Source organism: Pseudomonas sp. 1928-m (assembly GCF_029269135.1).
Taxonomy (GTDB): domain Bacteria; phylum Pseudomonadota; class Gammaproteobacteria; order Pseudomonadales; family Pseudomonadaceae; genus Aquipseudomonas.
The window spans coordinates 182,973-202,645 of the sequence record NZ_JARIXO010000006.1; the positions used below are offsets into that span (position 1 = coordinate 182,973).

The window sequence follows — 19,673 nt, forward strand, 5'->3', positions numbered from 1 at the left end:
CTCATGACTGTTTTCCCCGCAGCAGTGTCAGCTGATTGCGCCAGCGTTGTTGCAGACTCGGCCAGAGTGTTTGACTGACTAGCAGCAGGCTGAACAGCAGGGCCAGACCCAGCGGCCAGGGATAGAGCGGCAAGGTTGGCCGCGCCAGAGTCGGCTTCTGCGCCACCGGCTCCAGGCGGTCGAGGGTCGCTTCGATGGCTTGCAGCTCTTCGCTGTCCCGGGCGCGAAAGTACTCGCCGCCAGTGGCCTCGGCAATCGCGCGCAGACTGGGCTCGTCCAGATCGATACCGGGATTAAAACCGAGCATGCCGAGCACGCCGCCTTGCTCAGGATCGGCACCGATGCCGATGGGGTAAATGGTGATGCCTTCTTCGGCGGCCAGGCGTGCGGCGGTCAAGGGATCGATTTCCCCGCCGTTGTTGGCGCCATCGGTGACCAGCACCAGTACGCGGCTCTGCGCCGGGCGTTCACGCAGGCGTTTGACCGCCAGGCCAATGGCATCGCCGATGGCGGTCTGCGGTCCGGCGATATTTTTCTGCGCTTCATCCAGCCAGGTGTGCACGGTCTGTCGGTCGAAGGTCAGCGGCGACTGTAGGTAGGCGCGGCTGCCGAACAGAATCAGGCCGACCCGATCACCCTGGCGGCCGTCGATAAAGTCGCCGAGCAGGTGTTTGACTAGGGTCAGGCGACTGACTTCCTGGTCTTCCCAGAGCATGTCGGAATAATCCATGGAGCCGGACACATCCACCGCCAGCAGCAGGTCGCGGCCGCTGGCCGGCAACGGTAGAGGTTCGCCCAGCCACTGCGGACGCGCACTGGCGAGCAGCAGTAGCAACCAGATCAGTGCAAACGGCGCCTGTTGTCGCAAGGCTGGCAGTCGCACGCGGGCGCGGCGTCCGCTCAGGCCTTCGAGTTCGGCCAGAAAGCTGATTTTCAGCGCCGCCTCGCCGCTGTCCGCAGCCGGCAGCCAGGCGCGCAGCAGCCAGGGCAGGGGAGCGATAAGAAAGACCCAGGGCCAGGCAAACTCAAACATGTTTGCGAATCCAGATCGACACTGCCTGGTTGAGGCCGGCGATGGCCTTGTCATCCAGGCTGCAGTGCGGGCGATAGGCGCCTTCCACCAGAATCATCCAACGGGTCAGGCCGGCGGCGGGGCAGCGGCTGTCGAGGAAGGCCAGCCAGGCGCGGCTGCTGAGAATATGGCTGTGGCTTTGCGGGTAACGCTCGCGGCACAGGCGTTTGAGGATGGCGTTGAGCTGCTGCAGCCAAGGCCCTGCGTCGACGCCGTCGTAGGGTTTGCTCAGGCGTTCGAGTTCGTTCAGTGCGGCCTGACGCAACGGATCAAGCGGCGCTTCGGCCGACTGCCCGGCAGCTTTGCGCGGCAGACGTTTAAGCAGTTTGAAGCCAGCCCACAAGAGCAGCGGCAGTAGAACCGCGAGCAGCCACCAGCCTGGCGCCGGCGGCCACCAGCTGATCGGCGCTGGGGCGATCAGCGGTTCGAGTTGATCCAGCGGGTTCACAGGGCCTTCCTCGGCCGCTGGGCATTCAGGTGCTCGCGCAGCTGCTCGATCATCTCGCTCTGGGTGTTCAGCGCCAGTAGCGGCACGCCGAGTTTCTGCGCCAGGCGCTGCCAGCGCGCCTGGCGGGCATCGGCCAGGCTACGGTAGGCCTGGCGCAGTTCGGCATCCTGGGTGTCCAGCTCCAGTTGTGCGTCGTGTTCGGTAAAGCGCAGCAGGCCGGCATTCGGCAGTGCATGGTCGAGCGGGTCGGAAAGTGGCAGCAACAGCAGGTCGGTATGCCGCGCCAGCAGCAGCAACTGCTGTTCGCTGCTGTCGCTCAAGGTGCGCTCATCACACAGAATCACCACCAGGCTGCCAGGGCGCAACACTTCGCGGGCGCGGCGCAGGGCCAGGCCGAAGCTGTCGCGGCCGCCCTGGCTGTCGTTGCTCAGGGCCTGATTGGCTTTGGCCAGACGGCTGAGCAGCTGCAATAGGCTCTGCTTGCTGCGCCGTGGTTTGATTTCGTGGTGTTCCAGATCGCCAAATACCAGGCCGCCGATGCGGTCGTTGTGGCCCAGGGCGGCCCAGCCGATCAGGCTGGCAGCTTGGGCGGCGAGTACCGATTTGAACATCAGCCCGGAGCCGAAGAACAGCCGCTTGCTCTGCTCGACCATGATGTAGATCGGCCGTTCGCGCTCTTCATGGAACAGCTTGGTGTGCGGTTCTTGAGTACGCGCGGTGACCCGCCAGTCGATGGTGCGTACGTCGTCGCCGGGCTGGTACACGCGCACCTGGTCGAAGTCCACGCCGCGCCCGCGCAGTTTGGAGTGGTGCAGACCAATCAGTGGGCTGCGCCGTGCCGGAGTGGAAAACAGCTGCACCTCACGCACACGGTGGCGCATCTCGATCAGTTCACCGAGGCTGACGCGAATGCCGGGTTGCGTGGGTTGCTCGTGCATGGTGGTTAGGCGACCGCCACGACGTCGAGAATGCGCTGCACCACGCGGTCCTGGTCGATGCCGGCGGCTTCCGCCTCGAACGACAGAATGATGCGGTGGCGCAGCACGTCGAACAGCACCGCCTGTATATCTTCCGGGCTGACGAAATCCCGCCCGGCCAGCCAGGCGTGGGCACGTGAGCAACGGTCCAAAGCAATCGAGCCGCGCGGGCTGGCGCCGTAGGCAATCCACTCGGCCAGCTCAGGGTCGAACTTGGCCGGGGTGCGCGAGGCCATCACCAGTTGCACCAAATACTCTTCCACTGCGTCGGCCATATACAGGCCGAGAATTTCCTGGCGCGCGGCAAAGATTGCCTGCTGGCTGACCAGCTGTTCAGGCTTGGTTTCACCGTTGAGTGCTTCGCCACGGGCCTGGGCGAGGATCTTGCGTTCCACGCTGGCGTCGGGGAAGCCGATCTTCACGTGCATCAGAAAACGGTCGAGCTGGGCTTCGGGCAGCGGGTAGGTGCCTTCCTGCTCAATCGGGTTCTGCGTGGCCATCACCAGAAACAGCGGCGACAGGTGATAGGTGCTGCGGCCCACGCTGACCTGGCGCTCGGCCATGGCTTCGAGCAGCGCCGATTGCACCTTGGCCGGAGCGCGGTTGATTTCGTCGGCCAGCACCAGGTTGTGGAAGATCGGCCCCTGCTGAAACACGAAACTGCCTGTTTCCGGACGATAGATCTCGGTACCGGTGATATCCGCCGGGAGCAGGTCAGGGGTGAACTGAATACGGTGGAACTCGGCCTCGATACCTTCGGCCAGCTCCTTGATCGCCTTGGTCTTGGCCAGACCAGGTGCGCCTTCGACCAGCATGTGGCCATCAGCGAGCAAGGCAATCAGCAGCCTTTCGATGAGTTTTTCCTGGCCGAGGATCTGACTTGAAAGAAAATGTCGCAGCGCGACAAGCGCTTCACGGTGTTCCATCGTTAAGCTCATCCGGCAAATGTGACCAGCGAGTCTTGAATCTCGCCAGAGTTAAGTGGCAGCCACTTTAATGCAATCGCTGCCTCCTAGACTAACGTTGAACAACAAGGTTGTGGCGAAGGTCATTACTCGCGACTGCCTTGATCGAGTCCCCTGACGAATAACAAGCCAAACGGAGCAAACCCATGGCGTTCTTTACGGCGGCCAGCAAAGCCGATTTTCAGCATCACCTGCAAACGGCGCTGGCGCAGCACGTCAGTGAACAGGCTCTGCCACAAGTAGCCCTGTTCGCCGAGCAATTCTTCGGCATCATCGCCCTCGAGGAGCTGACTCAGCGTCGCCTCTCTGATCTGGTCGGCTGCACCTTGTCGTCCTGGCGGTTGCTGGAGCGTTTTGAACCGGCCAAGCCCGAAGTGCGGGTATTCAACCCCGATTATGAAAAACATGGCTGGCAGTCCACCCACACTGCCGTAGAGATTCTGCACAGCGATATTCCGTTTCTGGTCGACTCGGTGCGTATGGAGCTGAACCGTCGCGGTTACAGCATCCACACCCTGCAGAACAGCGTGTTCAGCGTGCGCCGCAACAAGAGCGGCGAGCTGCAGGAAATCCTGCCCAAGGGTGCCCAGGGCAAGGATGTGCAGCAAGAAGCGCTGATGTTTCTGGAGATTGACCGCTGCGCCAACGTCGGCGAGTTGAAGACCCTGGAAAAAGACCTGCACGAAGTATTCAGCGATGTACGCCTGAGCGTCGCCGACTTCCAGCCGATGAAAGCCAAGGCCAAGGAACTACTGACTTGGCTGGATAAAGCCAAGCTCAAGGTCGAAGGCGCCGAGCTGGAAGAGATCAAGGTATTCATGAGCTGGTTGCTTGACGACCACTTCACCTTCCTCGGCTATGAAGAATTCACCGTCGCCGACAGCGCCGGCGGCGGCAGTATGGTCTACGACGAGAAGTCCCTGCTGGGCATGTCCAAGCGCCTGCGCAGCGGCCTCAAGGCTGATGAACTGCATATCGAGCCTGAAGCCGTGGCCTACCTGCGTGAGCCGCAGCTGCTGTCCTTCGCCAAGGCCGCCGTGCCGAGCCGCGTGCACCGTCCGGCTTATCCGGACCTGGTGTCGATCCGCGAACTGGACGCCAAGGGCAAGGTGGTCAAGGAATGCCGCTTTATGGGCCTGTACACCTCGGCGGTGTACGCCGAGAGCGTGTGGAACATTCCGTTTATCCGCCGCAAGGTGGCGGTGATCAAGCAGCGTTCCGGTTTCGACAGCAGCGCGCACCTGGGCAAAGAGCTGGCTCAGGTATTGGAAGTGCTGCCCCGTGACGACCTGTTCCAGACCCCCGTGGATGAGCTGTTCAACACCACCATGGCGATCGTGCAGATTCAGGAACGCAACAAGATTCGCGTATTCCTGCGCCGCGATCCGTACGGCCGTTTCTGCTACTGCTTGGCCTATGTGCCGCGTGATGTGTACTCCACCGAAACCCGCATGAAGATCCAGCAGGTGCTGATGGAGCGCCTGCAGGCTACCGATTGCGAGTTCTGGACCTTCTTCTCCGAGTCGGTACTGGCGCGGGTGCAGTTCATCCTCAAGGTTGACCCGAAAAACCGCGTGCAGATCGACCCGCTGCGCCTGGAAAAAGAAGTGATCCAGGCCTGCCGTTCGTGGAAGGACGACTACACCAGCCTGATCGTCGAAAGCCTCGGCGAAGCTCAGGGCACTGAAGTGCTCAGCGAATTCCCCGGCGGCTTCCCGGCCGGCTACCGCGAACGTTTCGCCCCGCATTCGGCGGTGGTGGATATGCAGCACCTGCTTAGCCTGAATAATGAGCGTCAGCTGGTGATGAGCTTCTACCAGCCGCTGACCCAGGGCGAGCAGCAGCTGCATTGCAAGCTGTACCACGCCGATACGCCACTGCCACTGTCGGACGTGCTGCCGATTCTGGAGAACCTCGGCCTGCGCGTACTGGGCGAGTTCCCTTACAAACTGCGCCGCGCCGATGGCCGCGAGTTCTGGATTCACGACTTCGCCTTCACCTACGCCGAAGGCCTGGATGTCGACATCCAGCAGCTCAACGACACGCTGCAGGGCGCCTTCGTCAATATCGTTGGCGGCGCTGCGGAGAACGACGGCTTCAACCGTCTGGTGCTGATGGCCGCCATGCCGTGGCGCGACGTGGCGCTGCTACGTGCCTACGCGCGCTACCTCAAGCAGATTCGCCTGGGCTTCGACCTCAGCTACATCGCCAGCACCCTGGTCAACCACGCCGATATCGCCAAGGAGCTGGTGCGCCTGTTCAAGACGCGTTTCTACCTGGCGCGCAAGCTCACCGCTGATGACCTGGAAGACAAGCAGCAGAAGCTTGAGCAGGCGATTCTCGCCGCGCTGGATAACGTTGCGGTGCTCAACGAAGACCGCATCCTGCGCCGCTACCTGGACCTGATCAAAGCCACCCTGCGTACCAACTTCTACCAGACCGATGCCAGCGGTGCGCCGAAGAGCTACTTCAGCTTCAAGCTCAACCCGCGGGCCATTCCGGATATTCCGCGGCCGACGCCGAAGTTCGAAATCTTCGTCTACTCGCCGCGTGTTGAAGGCGTGCACCTGCGCTTTGGCGACGTCGCCCGTGGCGGTCTGCGCTGGTCGGACCGTGAGGAAGACTTCCGCACCGAGGTGCTGGGCCTGGTCAAGGCGCAGCAGGTGAAGAACGCGGTGATCGTGCCGATGGGCGCCAAGGGTGGGTTTATTCCACGGCGTATGCCGGTCGGCGGCAGCCGTGATGATGTGCTGGCCGAGGGCATTGCCTGCTACCGCATCTTTATTTCGGGCCTGTTGGATATCACCGACAACCTGAAAGACGGCGCCGTGGTGCCACCGCAGAACGTGGTACGCCACGATGGCGACGATCCGTACCTGGTGGTAGCGGCCGACAAAGGCACCGCAACCTTCTCCGATATCGCCAACGGCATTGCTGCCGAATACGGCTTCTGGCTGGACGATGCCTTCGCCTCGGGCGGCTCGGCTGGTTACGACCACAAAGGCATGGGCATCACCGCCAAGGGCGGTTGGGTCTCGGTGCAGCGCCACTTCCGTGAGCGTGGCATCGACGTGCAGAAGGACAACGTCACCGTAATCGGCATCGGCGACATGGCCGGCGACGTATTCGGTAACGGCCTGCTGCTTTCGGAAAGTCTGCAGCTGGTCGCGGCCTTTAACCACATGCACATCTTTATCGACCCGAATCCGGATGCGGCGAAGAGCTTCGTTGAGCGTCAGCGCCTGTTTGATCTGCCTCGCTCCAGCTGGGCCGATTACGACGCCAAGCTGATCTCAGCGGGTGGCGGGATCTTCCTGCGCAGCGCCAAGAGCATCGCCATCAGTCCGCAGATGAAAGAGCGCTTCGATATCAGCGCTGACAAGCTGGCGCCGAATGAATTGCTGAATGCCTTGCTCAAGGCGCCGGTGGATCTGCTGTGGAACGGCGGTATCGGCACCTACGTCAAATCCAGCAAGGAAAGCCACGCCGATGTCGGCGACAAGGCCAATGACCTGCTGCGCGTGGACGGTCGCGAACTGCGCGCCAAGGTGGTGGGCGAGGGCGGTAACCTCGGTATGACCCAGTTGGGCCGCGTCGAGTACGGCCTCAATGGCGGCAAGAGCAACACCGACTTTATCGACAACGCCGGTGGTGTGGACTGCTCCGACCACGAGGTGAACATCAAGATTCTGCTCGGCGAAATCGTCGGCGCGGGCGACATGACCGGCAAGCAGCGCAACAAGCTGCTGGTGGAAATGACCGATGCAGTGGGCGGCTTGGTGCTGGGCAATAACTACAAGCAGACCCAGGCGTTGTCGCTGGCCGAGCGCCGCGCCCGCGAGCGGGTCGGTGAGTACAAGCGTCTGATGAGCGCCCTGGAAGCGGCCGGCAAATTGGACCGCGCCCTGGAGTTCTTGCCCACCGATGACGAGCTTAACGAACGTGCGGCCAATGGTTTGGGTCTGACACGGCCGGAGCTGTCGGTACTGATTTCCTACAGCAAGATCGACCTCAAGGAATCGCTGCTGAAATCCTTGGTGCCGGATGATGAGTACCTGGCGCGTGAGATGGAAACCGCCTTCCCGCCGCTGCTGGCGAAGAAGTTCGGCGAACCAATGCGTCGCCATCGCCTCAAGCGCGAAATCGTCAGCACGCAGATCGCCAACGATCTGGTCAACCATATGGGCATCACCTTCGTGCAGCGCCTGAAGGAGTCCACCGGCATGAGCGCGGCGAATGTTGCCGGCGCCTATGTGATCGTGCGTGACCTGTTCCGCTTGCCGCATTGGTGGAAACAGATCGAGGCACTGGACTATCAGGTCCCGGCCGAGCTGCAACTGCAGCTGATGGACGAGCTGATGCGCTTGGGGCGCCGCGCTACCCGCTGGTTCCTGCGCAGCCGCCGTAACGAGCTGGACGCTGCCCGCGATGTGGCGCATTTCGCGCCGCGCATCGAAGCACTGGTTGGCCGACTCGACGAACTGCTTGAAGGCCCGGCCCGTGAACAGTGGCTGGCGCGCTTCCAGGCGTATGTTGAGGCCGGTGTGCCGGAAGAGCTGGCGCGCGTTGTCGCCGGCACCAGCCATCTGTACACCTTGCTGCCGATCATCGAAGCGTCGGATGTGACCGGGCAGGAACCGGATCGTGTAGCAGCGGCGTACTTTGCCATTGGCGGGTCGCTGGAGCTGTCCTGGTACCTGCAGCAGATCACCAGTCTGCCGGTGGAAAACAACTGGCAAGCGCTGGCCCGTGAAGCCTTCCGCGATGACCTGGACTGGCAGCAACGCGCCATCACCGTGTCGGTACTGCAAATGGCCGAAGGCCCGGCGGATATCGAAGAGCGGGTCGGCGTGTGGCTGGATCAGCACCGCCGTCTGGTGGATCGCTGGAAGGTCATGCTGGGCGAGCTGCGTGCGGCCACCAACACCGATTACGCCATGTACGCTGTGGCTAACCGCGAGTTGATGGACCTAGCGCAAAGCGCCTGATAGAAGCAGCGCAGGCCTGGCCTGCGCTGCTTAGCTGCAAGCATTACCGTTCTCGTCTGATGCTGCCTTGTTGTGTGTGGCACTGAACAATGGTGAAGAGTCGCCTCTTTGTGCCACTTACAGTGGGGTGACGCGAATCAGTAGGCCCAGGCTGCCATTATCGACAAAGGTCAGCTCGCCGCTTTTCAGGCGGCTGCTCTGCTTGATGCGCTCGCTGTCGTTGAGAATGCCGCTGGCGTCGAGCTGGTTGACCCAGATGTCGCTGTCCAGCTCGATCACGCGGCCGGCCTTGAGGCTGATGGTGCCTTCGACGGGGTAGTGGCCGAACTGCTCGTTGCCGGTGCTGATGGCGACGCGGCTGCTCGATTCGCCCAGGCTCTGGGACCAGGCCTTGTGCAGTAATACCTGATAACCATTGGAAGGGCTGAGCTTGCCGGCTTCGGCGTTCAGCGCGGTGCTGCGGCTGTTGCTGCCATCCACCGGCAGCGCGCTCTGCGCCCAGTTGTCGGGCGGCAGCTGACCGGCGGAAATCGGTGTGGCGGCCTGGCGGAATACGATGACTTCAACCTGGTACAGGCTGTCAGCCAGGGCGGCGGTGCTGCTGAGCAGGCCTAGCAGGATAAGCGGCAGCAGGGCCAGGGTGCGGAATGCGCGCATGGGTCAGTCCTTTAGGTTGAGGGAGTCAGGCGCTCGAACAGCGCCTCTAAGGTGTTGAAGCGTTCTTCCGGGCGCTCCATGGGCACCTGGATCTTAAACATCGTCGCGCCTTCGAACTTGTAGCGATTCGGCGCGCTCTGGATCAGCTTGATCAGGGTCAGCGGATCGACGCAGGTGTCGGCGGCGAATTCGATCCGTCCACCTTGCGGGCCGGCATCGACCTTCTTGATCCCGAGCTTTTCCGCCTGCAATTTCATCAGGGTGATGCGTATCAGGTTCTTGCTTGCATCTGGTAGCAGGCCGAAGCGGTCGATCATCTCCACTTGCAGCTCTTTCAGGCCATCCTCGTCGGCGGCGTTGGCGATACGTTTGTAGAGAATCAACCGCGCATGCACGTCGGGCAGGTAATCCTCGGGGATCAGCGCCGGTACACGCAGGTTGATCTCTGGGCCGCCGCCAAGCGGTTGGTCGAGGTTAGGTTGCTCGCCTTTGCGGATCGATTTCACCGCGCGCTCAAGCATTTCCATATAGAGGGTGAAGCCCACTGCCTGTATCTGCCCACTCTGGCCGTCGCCGAGCAGCTCGCCGGCGCCGCGGATTTCCAGGTCATGGGTGGCCAGCAAGAAGCCGGCGCCGAGGTCCTGGGCGCCGGAGATGGCTTCCAGGCGCTTCTGCGCATCATCGGTCATCTGCTTGCGTGGCGGTGTCAGCAAGTAGGCGTAGGCCTGGTGGTGGCTACGACCGACGCGGCCGCGCAACTGATGCAGCTGAGCCAGGCCGAACTTGTCGGCGCGCTCGATGATGATGGTGTTGGCGCTCGGTACGTCGATACCGGTTTCGATGATGGTTGAGGCGATCAGCACGTTGAAGCGCTTGTGGTAGAAGTCGCCCATCACCTGTTCCAGCTCGCGCTCGCGCATCTGCCCGTGGCCGATGCCGATGCGTGCTTCCGGCACCAGTTCGGCCAGATCGGCGGCGCATTTCTCGATGGTTTTCACATCGTTATGCAGGTAGTACACCTGGCCGCCGCGCAGCAGTTCGCGCAGCAGCGCTTCCTTGATCGTCGGGTTGTTCTGTTCCATGACAAAGGTGCGCACCGACAGCCGGCGCGCCGGTGGCGTGGCGATGATCGACAGGTCGCGCATGCCGGCCACGGCCATATTCAGGGTGCGTGGAATTGGTGTGGCGGTGAGGGTGAGGATGTCGACTTCGCTGCGCAGGGCCTTGAGCTGCTCTTTCTGGCGCACGCCGAAACGATGCTCTTCGTCGATAATTACCAGGCCCAGGTTGCTGAACTTGACGTCTTCCTGCAGCAACTTGTGGGTGCCGATAACGATGTCGACCTTGCCCTCGGCCAGCTGCTGCACGGCGTCGCTGACTTCCTTGGCGCTTTTGAAGCGGCTCATCACCTCGACTTTTACCGGCCAGTCGGCGAAGCGGTCGCGGAAGCTGTTGTAGTGCTGCTGGGCGAGCAGGGTGGTCGGTACCAGCACCGCCACTTGCTTGCCGCCATGCACGGCGATAAAGGCGGCGCGCATCGCTACTTCGGTTTTGCCGAAGCCAACATCGCCGCAGACCAGGCGATCCATCGGCTTGGGTGCGAGCATATCGTCATGCACAGCTTCGATGGCGGCTTGCTGATCCGGGGTTTCCTCGAAGGGGAAGCCGGCGCTGAAGGTGGCGTAATCGGCTTTCGGGTCGGCAAAGGCATAGCCTTCGCGAGCGGCGCGGCGGGCGTAGATGTCGAGCAGTTCGGCGGCGACATCGCGCACCTGTTCGGCGGCCTTGCGCTTGGCCTTCTGCCAGATTTCCGAACCCAGGCGGTGCAGTGGGGCGAGGGCGTCGTCGCTGCCGGTGTAGCGGGCGATCAGGTGCAGGCTGGCCACCGGCACGTAGAGCTTGGCTTCCTCGGCGTACATCAGGGCAAGGAATTCGGCGGCCTGGCCGTCGAACTCCATGGTCACCAGGCCCAGGTAGCGGCCGACGCCGTGGTCGATATGCACCACCGGCGCGCCTTCGCGCAGCTCGGTAAGGTTTTTGATGACGTTGTCCCCGCCATCGCGGGATTTTTCGCGGCGCCGGCGCTGCATAACGCGCTGGCCGAACAGCGGGCTTTCCGCCACCAAGGCCAGGTCTTCGAGCAGCAGGCCGTCATCCAGCGGGGCGATGCAGATGCCTAAGCGCTGTTTGCTGGCGGTGAAGGCCGGCCAGCTTTCGAATTCGTTGGGCTTGAGCTTGAGGCGTGCGAGCAGCTCCAGCAGCACCTCGCGGCGCCCTGCGGACTCGGCGCAGAACAGCACGCGGCCAGGGTATTCCTCGATAAAGCGCCGCAGCGCCGCCAGTGGTTCGCCGGCCTTGGCCTGGATCGCCAGGTCAGGCAGCGGTTTGGCGTTGAAGCGCAGGCGACCGACGCCTTCTTCGATATCGTCCTGGCTGACCACCACGCGCGGCCAGTTTTTCAGCCTGGCGAAGCAGTCTTCTACTGGCAGGAAGATATCGGCTGGCGGCAGCAGCGGGCGTTCCGGGTCGACGCGACGATCCTCGTAACGGCTGCGCGCATCCACCCAGAACTGCTCGGCGGCTTTTTCGATGCCGGGCAGGGAAAATACCTGGGTGTCGGCGGGCAAATAGTCGAAGAGGGTGGCGGTTTCTTCGAAGAACAGCGGCAGGTAGTACTCGATACCGGCCGGGGTGATGCCGGTGCTGAGGTCCTGATAGATCGGGCAGCGGCGGAAATCCACGTCGAAGCGTTCGCGAAAGCGCCCGCGAAAATCGGTAACGGCTTTCTTTTCCAGCGGGAATTCGCGCGCCGGCAGCAGCTTGATCGACTCGACCTTGTCGATGGAGCGCTGGTTTTCCGGATCAAAGGTACGCAGGGTTTCGATTTCGTCATCGAAGAGGTCGATGCGGTATGGCTGGCTGCTGCCCATCGGGAACAGGTCGATCAGCGCGCCGCGCACGGCGAACTCACCATGTTCATACACCGTATCCACACAGCGATAGCCGGCGGCTTCCAGATTGCCGCGCATCTGGTTGACGTCGAGTTGCTGGCCGACCTGCATGACCAGGCTACTGCCGAGCAGAAAACGCTTGGGCGCCAGGCGGTGTAGGGCGGTGGTGATCGGAACTACCAATACGCCGTGTTTCAGCTCAGGCAGGCGGTAGAGCGCGGCGATGCGCTGGGAAATGATGTCCTGGTGCGGCGAAAACAGGTCGTAGGGCAGGGTTTCCCAGTCGGGGAAGTGCAGCACCGGCAAATTCGGAGCGAAAAAGCTCAGCTCCTCTTGCAGGCGCTCGGCGCTCTGGCTGTCGGCAGTCAGCAGCAGGGTGAAGCGTTTGGCATTGCTGGCGGCTTCGGCAATCGCCAGGCTCAGCGCGGCACCGGGCAGGTTGCCCCAGTGTTGTTTACCGGCAGTGGCCGGTAGGGACGGTAGACGCAGTACGGACACGGGCGGCTCACGGTCATGGCACAAGGTCGGCGATTGTAGCGGGCGTTTATGTGCGGTGTCAGTTACGACAGTCGTGCATTGCTCATGCTTGCTTGCGCCGTCATAATGTAGCCCCTTTTTTCAGCCCCTACATGTGGAAGGTACTGCCCGTGACTCAGAAGCCCGACCAGTGTCTCGGTGAGTGGATCGATCGAGAAGCCCTTGCGGAAGCGATGATTCCGATGATTGGCCAACTCTACCGTAACAACAACGTGGTCACCTCGATCTACGGCCGTGGTTTGATCAACCGCTCGGTGATCGACATTCTCAAGGCCCACCGCTTCGCGCGTCACCGCCTGACTGGCGACAGCGAACTGTCGGTGCACGATACCTTCCTAGTGCTCAAGGCCATGAGCGAGCTCAAACTGGGCGCCGCTTCGGTGGACCTGGGCAAGATGGTCAGCAAGTTCAAGAGCGAAGGCCAGAGCCGTAGCATCGAGCAGTTCGTCAAGGACGAGCTGGTTGAAGTGGCCGGCAAGCAGAATAGTGAAGCCCGCGAAGGCACCGACGTGGTGCTGTACGGTTTCGGTCGTATCGGTCGTCTGCTGGCACGCATCCTGATCGAGAAAACCGGTGGTGGCGACGGCCTGCGTCTGCGCGCCATTGTTGTGCGCAAAGGCGCGACCAATGACCTGGTCAAGCGCGCCAGCCTGCTGCGTCGCGACTCGGTCCACGGCAAGTTTGATGGCACTATCACCATCGACGAAGAAAACAGCACCCTGACCGCCAACGGCAACCTGATTCAGGTGATCTACGCCAAGTCGCCAGCCGAGGTGGATTACACCCAGTACGGCATCAAGAACGCCCTGCTGGTGGACAACACCGGTGTATGGCGCGACGCCGACGGCCTGGGCCAGCACCTGGCCTGCCCGGGTGTTGATCGCGTTGTTCTGACCGCACCTGGCAAAGGCGCGCTGAAGAACATCGTGCACGGCATCAACCACGGCGAAATCACCCCAGAAGACAAGATCATCTCGGCTGCTTCCTGCACCACCAACGCCATCGTGCCGGTGCTCAAAGCGATCAATGATCAGTACGGCATCGTTAATGGTCACGTCGAAACCGTTCACTCGTATACCAACGACCAGAACCTGATCGACAACTTCCACAAGGGCGACCGCCGTGGCCGCAGCGCGCCGCTGAACATGGTGATCACCGAAACCGGTGCCGCCACTGCTGCTGCCAAGGCGCTGCCAGTACTGAAAGGCAAGCTGACCGGCAACGCCATTCGCGTACCGACGCCGAACGTGTCGATGGCCATTCTCAACCTCAACCTTGAGAAAGCCACCACCCGTGAAGAAGTCAACGAATACCTGCGCCAGATGGCCATGCACTCGGACCTGCAGAAGCAGATCGACTTCGTGCAGTCGCAGGAAGTGGTCTCCACCGACTTCGTCGGTTCGCGTCACGCCGGTGTGGTCGATGCTGAAGCCACCATCTGCAACGACAACCGCGTTGTGCTGTACGTGTGGTACGACAACGAGTTCGGTTACAGCTGCCAGGTGGTTCGCGTGATGGAAGATATGGCCGGGGTCAACCCGCCAGCTTTCCCGCGCTAAGCGCAGGCGATGCATAAAAAACGGGAGCTTCGGCTCCCGTTTTTGTTGCCTGAAATTGCTGGAATTAATCGGCCAGCAAGCTAGTGCGCAACTTATCCGACAGGCCGTTGGGCGACAGCCAGATGCCCAGGTAGGCCCTGGCCAGGGCTGGGTCCTGGCTGGTGTAGGCGACTTTGCCATTCACCTCCAGGGTCAGGCCGCTGTCTTGGTTGAAGTTCAGGGCGTAGCGGTCGCCCGGGCGAATATCCCTGAACGTGGCGTGCAGGGCGTCTACCTCGGGGCGCAGGCGCTGTAATGTAGCTGCGTCGTGCTGGCGTTCGAGCGTGACCCAGGCCGCCTTGATCACGTCTTGGCTGTCGATATTGCGGAAGTAGTAAAGCTCCAGGCGTTGCGTGAGTGGCTTGGCGACCGCCTGGCTGGCGCTGGCCTCGCTGGGGGCGTAGAAGGCGGCGGCGTAGACGTCGGCCCACAGGTAGGTCAGCACACTCTGGTTCTTGCGCTCCAGGCTGTTCTGTTCGAACTGGTGGGTGGCGGCGAAGTTGGCTTCTTGCAGGCGTTCGCGGTTGTTGGCGAATAACTCGCCGCTGAGCAGCAGTAGGGTGGTAAGCGCGAATAACAGGCGCATGGCAGGGCTCCGGTTGGTCTATTAGTCTTATGTCGCGCGCGGCGGCTTGGCAGTCAAGCCGCCATCTGTTGCCTTCTGTTACGTTAAACCGGATAAAAGCAAGCGCTTGGGTGGTCAGTGGCCGAAGGTGCGACTTATAATCGGCCAGATTTTTTCCCGCGACCGACATCCTGCCCAGCGCCTGACGTGTTTTTGGCGTTGCGCCGCATTTTTCTGCGTTGGTGTCGTCCGTATTCTAAAAAAGCTTATAAATCAGTGGTTAGGCAAACCTATGATCAAAATAAAACATGGGCTTGATTTGCCCATAACAGGCGTGCCGGCGCAGCGCATTGAGGCTGCAAGGCCGGTGCGTAGCGTCGCCGTCATAGGCTTCGATTATCACGGTATGAAGCCTTCGATGGAGGTTCAGGTCGGTGACCGGGTCAAGCTTGGCCAGGTGCTGTTCTCGGACAAGAAGTCGCCAGGCGTGCAATACACCGCTCCAGCCGCAGGCGTGATCAGCGCCATCCATCGCGGTGAGAAGCGGGTGCTGCAATCGGTGGTAATCGATGTCGAGGGCGATGAGCAAATCACCTTTGATCACGTAACAGTTGACCAACTGGCGACCGTCGGCGACGCCAAAGTGCGTGAAGTGCTGCTGCAATCGGGCTTGTGGACCGCGCTGCGCGCTCGTCCGTTCAGCAAAGTACCGGCTGCTGATGCACAGCCTAGCTCGATTTTCGTCACGGCCATTGATACCCACCCGCTGGCAGCCGATCCGGCTGTCGTGATTGCCGAGTACGCCGCCGACTTTACTAATGGTCTGCAGGTGCTGAGCAATCTGGCCAAGGTATTTCTGTGCAAGGCTGAGGGCGCCAGCCTGCCTGGCGAACAGCTGAGCAAGGTACATACCGAGGCCTTCGCCGGCCCGCACCCTGCGGGCTTGCCGGGTACGCACATTCATTTCCTCGATCCGGTCAGCGCCAGCAAGAGCGTCTGGTCGATCAATTATCAGGACGTGATTGCCGTCGGCAAACTGTTCACCACCGGGCAGCTCTGGACTGAGCGCGTTGTCGCGCTGGCCGGTCCCGTGGTTGAGCAGCCGCGCCTGCTGCGCACGCGCCTGGGCGCGAGCCTCAGCGAGCTGACTGCAGGTCAGCTGCAGCCTGGTTTCAACCGGGTTATTTCCGGCTCGGTACTGGGTGGTCGTACCGCGCAGGGCGCTTTCGCCTTCCTCGGTCGCTATCACCTGCAGGTGTCCTGCCTGGTTGAAGGGCATGAGCGTGAGTTGATGCATTACCTGCGTGCCGGGGTTAACAAGCACTCGGTGATGAATATCTTCGTTTCCAAGCTCAATGCTGCGAAGAAGTTCGCTTTCTCCACCACCACCAATGGCAGCCCGCGCGCCATGGTGCCAGTGGGTAACTACGAAGCTGTGATGCCGCTGGATATCCTGCCGACGCAACTGCTGCGCTACCTGATCGTCGGTGACACCGAGATGGCTCAGAAACTGGGCTGCCTGGAACTCGATGAAGAAGACCTGGCGCTGTGCACCTATGTCTGTGCCGGCAAGTATGAGTACGGCCCGATCCTGCGCGATAACCTCGCCCGTATTGAGAAGGAGGGTTAAGTCATGGGTATTCGTGCATTCCTCGATAAAGTCGAGCACAACTTCGAAAAAGGCGGCAAGTACGAGAAGTGGTACGCCCTCTATGAGGCTGTGGACACCTTCTTCTATCGCCCTGGCAGCGTAACCAAGACCACCGCCCACGTGCGTGACGGCATCGACCTCAAGCGCATGATGATCACCGTGTGGTTGTGTACCTTCCCGATGATGTTTTTCGGCATGTGGAACACCGGTTATCAGGCCAACCTGATCTTCGCTAACAGCCCTGAGCTGCTGGCGGCCCAGGAAGGCTGGCGCTTTGCGCTGATCGGCTCGCTGGCCGGGTTTGACCCGAACAGCCTGTGGGATAACTTTATCCAGGGCGCGGCTTACTTCCTGCCGGTGTATGCAACGGCGTTTATCGTCGGTGGCTTCTGGGAAGTGCTGTTCGCTTCGATCCGCAAGCATGAAGTCAACGAAGGTTTCTTCGTCACCTCGGTACTCTTTGCCCTGATTCTGCCGCCGAGCATTCCGCTGTGGCAGGTCGCGCTGGGTATCAGCTTCGGCGTGGTCATCGGCAAGGAAGTGTTTGGCGGTACTGGCAAGAACTTCCTCAACCCGGCGCTGACCGGCCGTGCCTTCCTGTTCTTCGCCTACCCGGCGCAGATGTCCGGTGATGCGGTATGGACTGCGGTGGACGGCTTTGCCGGTGCCACTTCGCTGAGCCTGGCGGCTTCCGGCGGCATCGACAACGTGATCAACAACGGCATTACCTGGATGGACGCCTTTGTCGGCACCATCCACGGTTCGCTTGGTGAAACCAGCACCCTGGCCATCGCCATCGGCGGCCTGGTGTTGCTGATCACCAAGATTGCCGCCTGGCGCATCGTCGCCGGCGTGATGCTGGGCATGGTTGGCCTGAGCCTGCTGTTCAACGCACTTGGTTCGACCACCAACCCGATGTTTGCCATGCCTTGGTACTGGCACCTGGTGGTGGGCGGTTTTGCCTTCGGTATGTTCTTTATGGCCACCGACCCGGTGTCGGCGTCCATGACCAATACCGGTAAGTGGATTTTCGGTGCCCTGATCGGTGTGATGGTGGTGTTGATCCGTGTGGTCAACCCGGCCTTCCCGGAAGGCATGATGCTGGCGATTCTGTTCGCCAACCTGTTCGCACCGTTGATCGACCACTTCGTCGTTCAAGCCAATATCAAGCGGAGGCTGGCGCGCAATGTCTAGTCAAAAAGAATCCACCGTCCGTACGCTGGTGGTGGCCCTGTTGGTGTGCCTGGTGTGCTCGGTGTTTGTTGCCGGTGCAGCCGTGGCGCTGAAGCCGACCCAGGTGGACAACCGTCTGCTGGACAAGCAGCGCAGTATTCTGGCGATTGCCGGTCTGGGCGATGCCAGCATGTCCAGCGCCCAGGTTAAGGACATGTTCAAAGGCACCATCAGCGCCAAGCTGGTGGACCTGGAAACCGGCAAGTTTTCCGATGCCCAGGACCCAGTCACCTTTGACCCGCTTAAAGCCTCCAAGGACCCGAAACTGTCCTCGGTGCTCAAGGGCAGCGATGACATCGCCGGGATCAAGCGTCAGGAGCGCTTCAGCACCGTGTATGTGGTGGAGAAGGATGGTCAGGTTGAAACCCTGATTCTGCCGGTACGCGGTTACGGTCTGTGGTCGACTCTGCATGGCTTTATCGCAGTCAAGGGCGACCTGAATACCGTGGTCGGTATGGGCTTCTACCAGCATGGCGAAACGCCGGGTCTGGGTGGTGAAGTCGACAATCCGAAGTGGAAAGGCCAATGGCCAGGCAAAACCCTGTTCGATGAGGACGGCAAACTGGCCGTACAAATCGTCAAGGGTGGTGTCGATGCACAGAGCCCCAAGGCCGTGCATCAGGTTGATGGCCTGGCAGGCGCTACGCTGACCAGCGTTGGTGTGGACAACCTGCTGAAGTTCTGGCTTGGCCAGAATGGCTTCGGTCCGTTTATCGCGAACCTGCGCGCAGGGGAGGCTTGATCATGTCGCAGCCGACTATTAAAGAAGTCCTGCTTAACCCGATTTTCAACAACAACCCGATTGGCTTGCAGATTCTCGGTATCTGTTCCGCCCTGGCGGTGACCTCGAACCTGAAAACCGCGCTGGTGATGTCTGCCGCGCTGACCCTGGTAACCGGGTTCTCCAACCTGTTTATCTCGATGATTCGCAGCCAGATCCCAGGCTCGATCCGCATGATCGTGCAGATGGTGATCATTGCTTCCCTGGTGATCGTGGTCGATCAGGTGCTCAAGGCCTTTGCCTTTAGCCTGTCCAAGCAGCTCTCGGTGTTTGTCGGACTGATTATCACCAACTGCATCGTGATGGGCCGCGCCGAAGCCTTTGCCATGCAGAACCCGCCAGTGCTGTCGTTCTTCGACGGTATTGGTAACGGCCTGGGCTATAGCGCCTTTCTGATCGTTCTGGGCATTATTCGCGAGCTGTTTGGCGCGGGCAAACTGATGGGTTACGAGATCATTCCGGTGATCAACGACGGTGGCTGGTACCAGCCTAACGGCATGCTGCTGCTGCCGCCTTCGGCGTTCTTCCTGATCGGTCTGTTTATCTGGGGTATTCGCGTCTGGAAAAAAGACCAGATCGAGAAGCCGAGCTTCAAGATGGCGCCTCAGGTATCCAATAAGGAGGCCTACTAATGGAGCACTACATCAGCCTGTTCGTCCGTGCGGTGTTCGTTGAGAACATGGCCTTGGCGTTCTTCCTCGGCATGTGCACCTTTATTGCCATCTCGAAAAAGGTCGAAACCGCCATTGGTCTCGGTATCGCCGTAGTGGTGGTGCTGGGTATCACCATGCCGGTGAACAACCTGATCTACACCAACCTGCTCAAGGACGGTGCACTGGCCTGGGCCGGTTACCCGCAAGTCGATCTGAGCTTCCTCGGCCTGCTGACCTTTATCGGTGTGATCGCGGCGATCGTACAGATCCTCGAGATGACCCTGGATAAGTACGTGCCCTCGCTGTACAACGCCCTCGGTGTGTTCCTGCCGTTGATCACCGTGAACTGCGCCATCATGGGTGGCTCGCTGTTTATGGTCGAGCGTGACTACAACCTGGCGGAAAGCACCGTCTACGGTGTCGGCGCCGGTGTGTCCTGGGCCCTGGCGATTGCCGCTCTGGCGGGGATTCGCGAGAAGCTCAAGTACAGCGATGTACCTGAAGGTCTGCAGGGACTGGGCATTACCTTTATCACCATCGGTCTGATGTCTCTGGGCTTCATGTCCTTCTCCGGCGTGCAGTTGTAAGGAAGGGATG

Annotated in this window: 14 protein-coding genes; 7 read left to right on the forward strand and 7 right to left on the reverse strand. The window is 61.0% G+C overall.

Annotated elements, in window-relative coordinates; genetic code table 11:
* Position 1: 1 nt before the first annotated feature.
* From P3C18_RS17730 to P3C18_RS17745, 4 genes are read right to left on the reverse strand one after another with little or no spacing between them, the layout of a single operon-like run.
* Positions 2–1,033: a VWA domain-containing protein gene (locus tag P3C18_RS17730; protein WP_275963126.1), complete on the reverse strand. Its 1,032-nt coding sequence runs from the start codon at positions 1,031–1,033 to the stop codon at positions 2–4.
* Positions 1,026–1,520 carry a DUF4381 domain-containing protein gene (locus P3C18_RS17735; RefSeq protein ID WP_275963127.1) on the reverse strand — a complete coding sequence of 165 codons (495 nt, stop codon included), beginning with the start codon at positions 1,518–1,520 and terminating at the stop codon, positions 1,026–1,028. The genes P3C18_RS17730 and P3C18_RS17735 overlap by 8 nt, the downstream gene beginning before the upstream one ends.
* Positions 1,517–2,458: a DUF58 domain-containing protein gene (locus tag P3C18_RS17740; RefSeq protein WP_275963128.1), complete on the reverse strand. Its 942-nt coding sequence runs from the start codon at positions 2,456–2,458 to the stop codon at positions 1,517–1,519. The genes P3C18_RS17735 and P3C18_RS17740 overlap by 4 nt, the downstream gene beginning before the upstream one ends.
* A 5-nt stretch (positions 2,459–2,463) precedes the next feature.
* Positions 2,464–3,423, reverse strand: a complete 960-nt coding sequence (locus P3C18_RS17745) for a MoxR family ATPase (protein WP_136662503.1) — start codon at positions 3,421–3,423, stop codon at positions 2,464–2,466.
* 185 nt (positions 3,424–3,608) lie between these two features.
* Between P3C18_RS17745 and P3C18_RS17750 the strand changes: the two genes are divergently transcribed.
* Positions 3,609–8,450: an NAD-glutamate dehydrogenase gene (locus tag P3C18_RS17750; protein WP_275963129.1), complete on the forward strand. Its 4,842-nt coding sequence runs from the start codon at positions 3,609–3,611 to the stop codon at positions 8,448–8,450.
* 117 nt (positions 8,451–8,567) lie between these two features.
* On the opposite strand, the gene P3C18_RS17755 is transcribed toward P3C18_RS17750, so the two are convergent.
* A complete protein-coding gene (locus P3C18_RS17755) occupies positions 8,568–9,107 on the reverse strand; it encodes a CsiV family protein (protein WP_275963130.1) in 540 nt (179 codons plus the stop codon).
* An 11-nt stretch (positions 9,108–9,118) separates the two neighbouring features.
* Entirely contained in the window at positions 9,119–12,556 is a 3,438-nt protein-coding gene (gene mfd / locus P3C18_RS17760; protein WP_275963131.1) for a transcription-repair coupling factor, read from the reverse strand.
* Positions 12,557–12,687: 131 nt separating this feature from the next.
* On the opposite strand from mfd, the gene P3C18_RS17765 reads away from it, so the two are divergent.
* Positions 12,688–14,154, forward strand: coding sequence for a glyceraldehyde-3-phosphate dehydrogenase (locus P3C18_RS17765; protein ID WP_275963132.1), 1,467 nt, complete (start codon positions 12,688–12,690; stop codon positions 14,152–14,154).
* 64 nt (positions 14,155–14,218) lie between these two features.
* Here P3C18_RS17765 and P3C18_RS17770 read toward each other — a convergent pair whose 3' ends face one another.
* The gene (locus P3C18_RS17770) at positions 14,219–14,779 is read right to left on the reverse strand and encodes a chalcone isomerase family protein (RefSeq protein ID WP_275963133.1); all 561 of its coding nucleotides are present in this window, start codon (positions 14,777–14,779) and stop codon (positions 14,219–14,221) included.
* A gap of 271 nt (positions 14,780–15,050) precedes the next feature.
* Here P3C18_RS17770 and P3C18_RS17775 point away from each other — a divergent pair, with 271 nt between their 5' ends.
* The 5 genes from P3C18_RS17775 to nqrE are packed head-to-tail and all read left to right on the forward strand — an operon-like array spanning position 15,051 to position 19,663.
* Positions 15,051–16,388, forward strand: a complete 1,338-nt coding sequence (locus tag P3C18_RS17775; RefSeq protein ID WP_275963134.1) for a Na(+)-translocating NADH-quinone reductase subunit A — start codon at positions 15,051–15,053, stop codon at positions 16,386–16,388.
* A gap of 3 nt (positions 16,389–16,391) precedes the next feature.
* Positions 16,392–17,603, forward strand: a complete 1,212-nt coding sequence (locus tag P3C18_RS17780) for an NADH:ubiquinone reductase (Na(+)-transporting) subunit B (RefSeq protein ID WP_275963135.1) — start codon at positions 16,392–16,394, stop codon at positions 17,601–17,603.
* Positions 17,596–18,384, forward strand: coding sequence for a Na(+)-translocating NADH-quinone reductase subunit C (locus tag P3C18_RS17785; RefSeq protein ID WP_275963136.1), 789 nt, complete (start codon positions 17,596–17,598; stop codon positions 18,382–18,384). The genes P3C18_RS17780 and P3C18_RS17785 overlap by 8 nt, the downstream gene beginning before the upstream one ends.
* Positions 18,381–19,055: an NADH:ubiquinone reductase (Na(+)-transporting) subunit D gene (locus P3C18_RS17790; RefSeq protein ID WP_275963137.1), complete on the forward strand. Its 675-nt coding sequence runs from the start codon at positions 18,381–18,383 to the stop codon at positions 19,053–19,055. Before P3C18_RS17785 ends, P3C18_RS17790 begins: the two co-directional genes overlap by 4 nt.
* Entirely contained in the window at positions 19,055–19,663 is a 609-nt protein-coding gene (gene nqrE / locus P3C18_RS17795; protein WP_090387314.1) for an NADH:ubiquinone reductase (Na(+)-transporting) subunit E, read from the forward strand. Before P3C18_RS17790 ends, nqrE begins: the two co-directional genes overlap by 1 nt.
* The last annotated feature ends 10 nt before the right edge of the window (positions 19,664–19,673 follow it).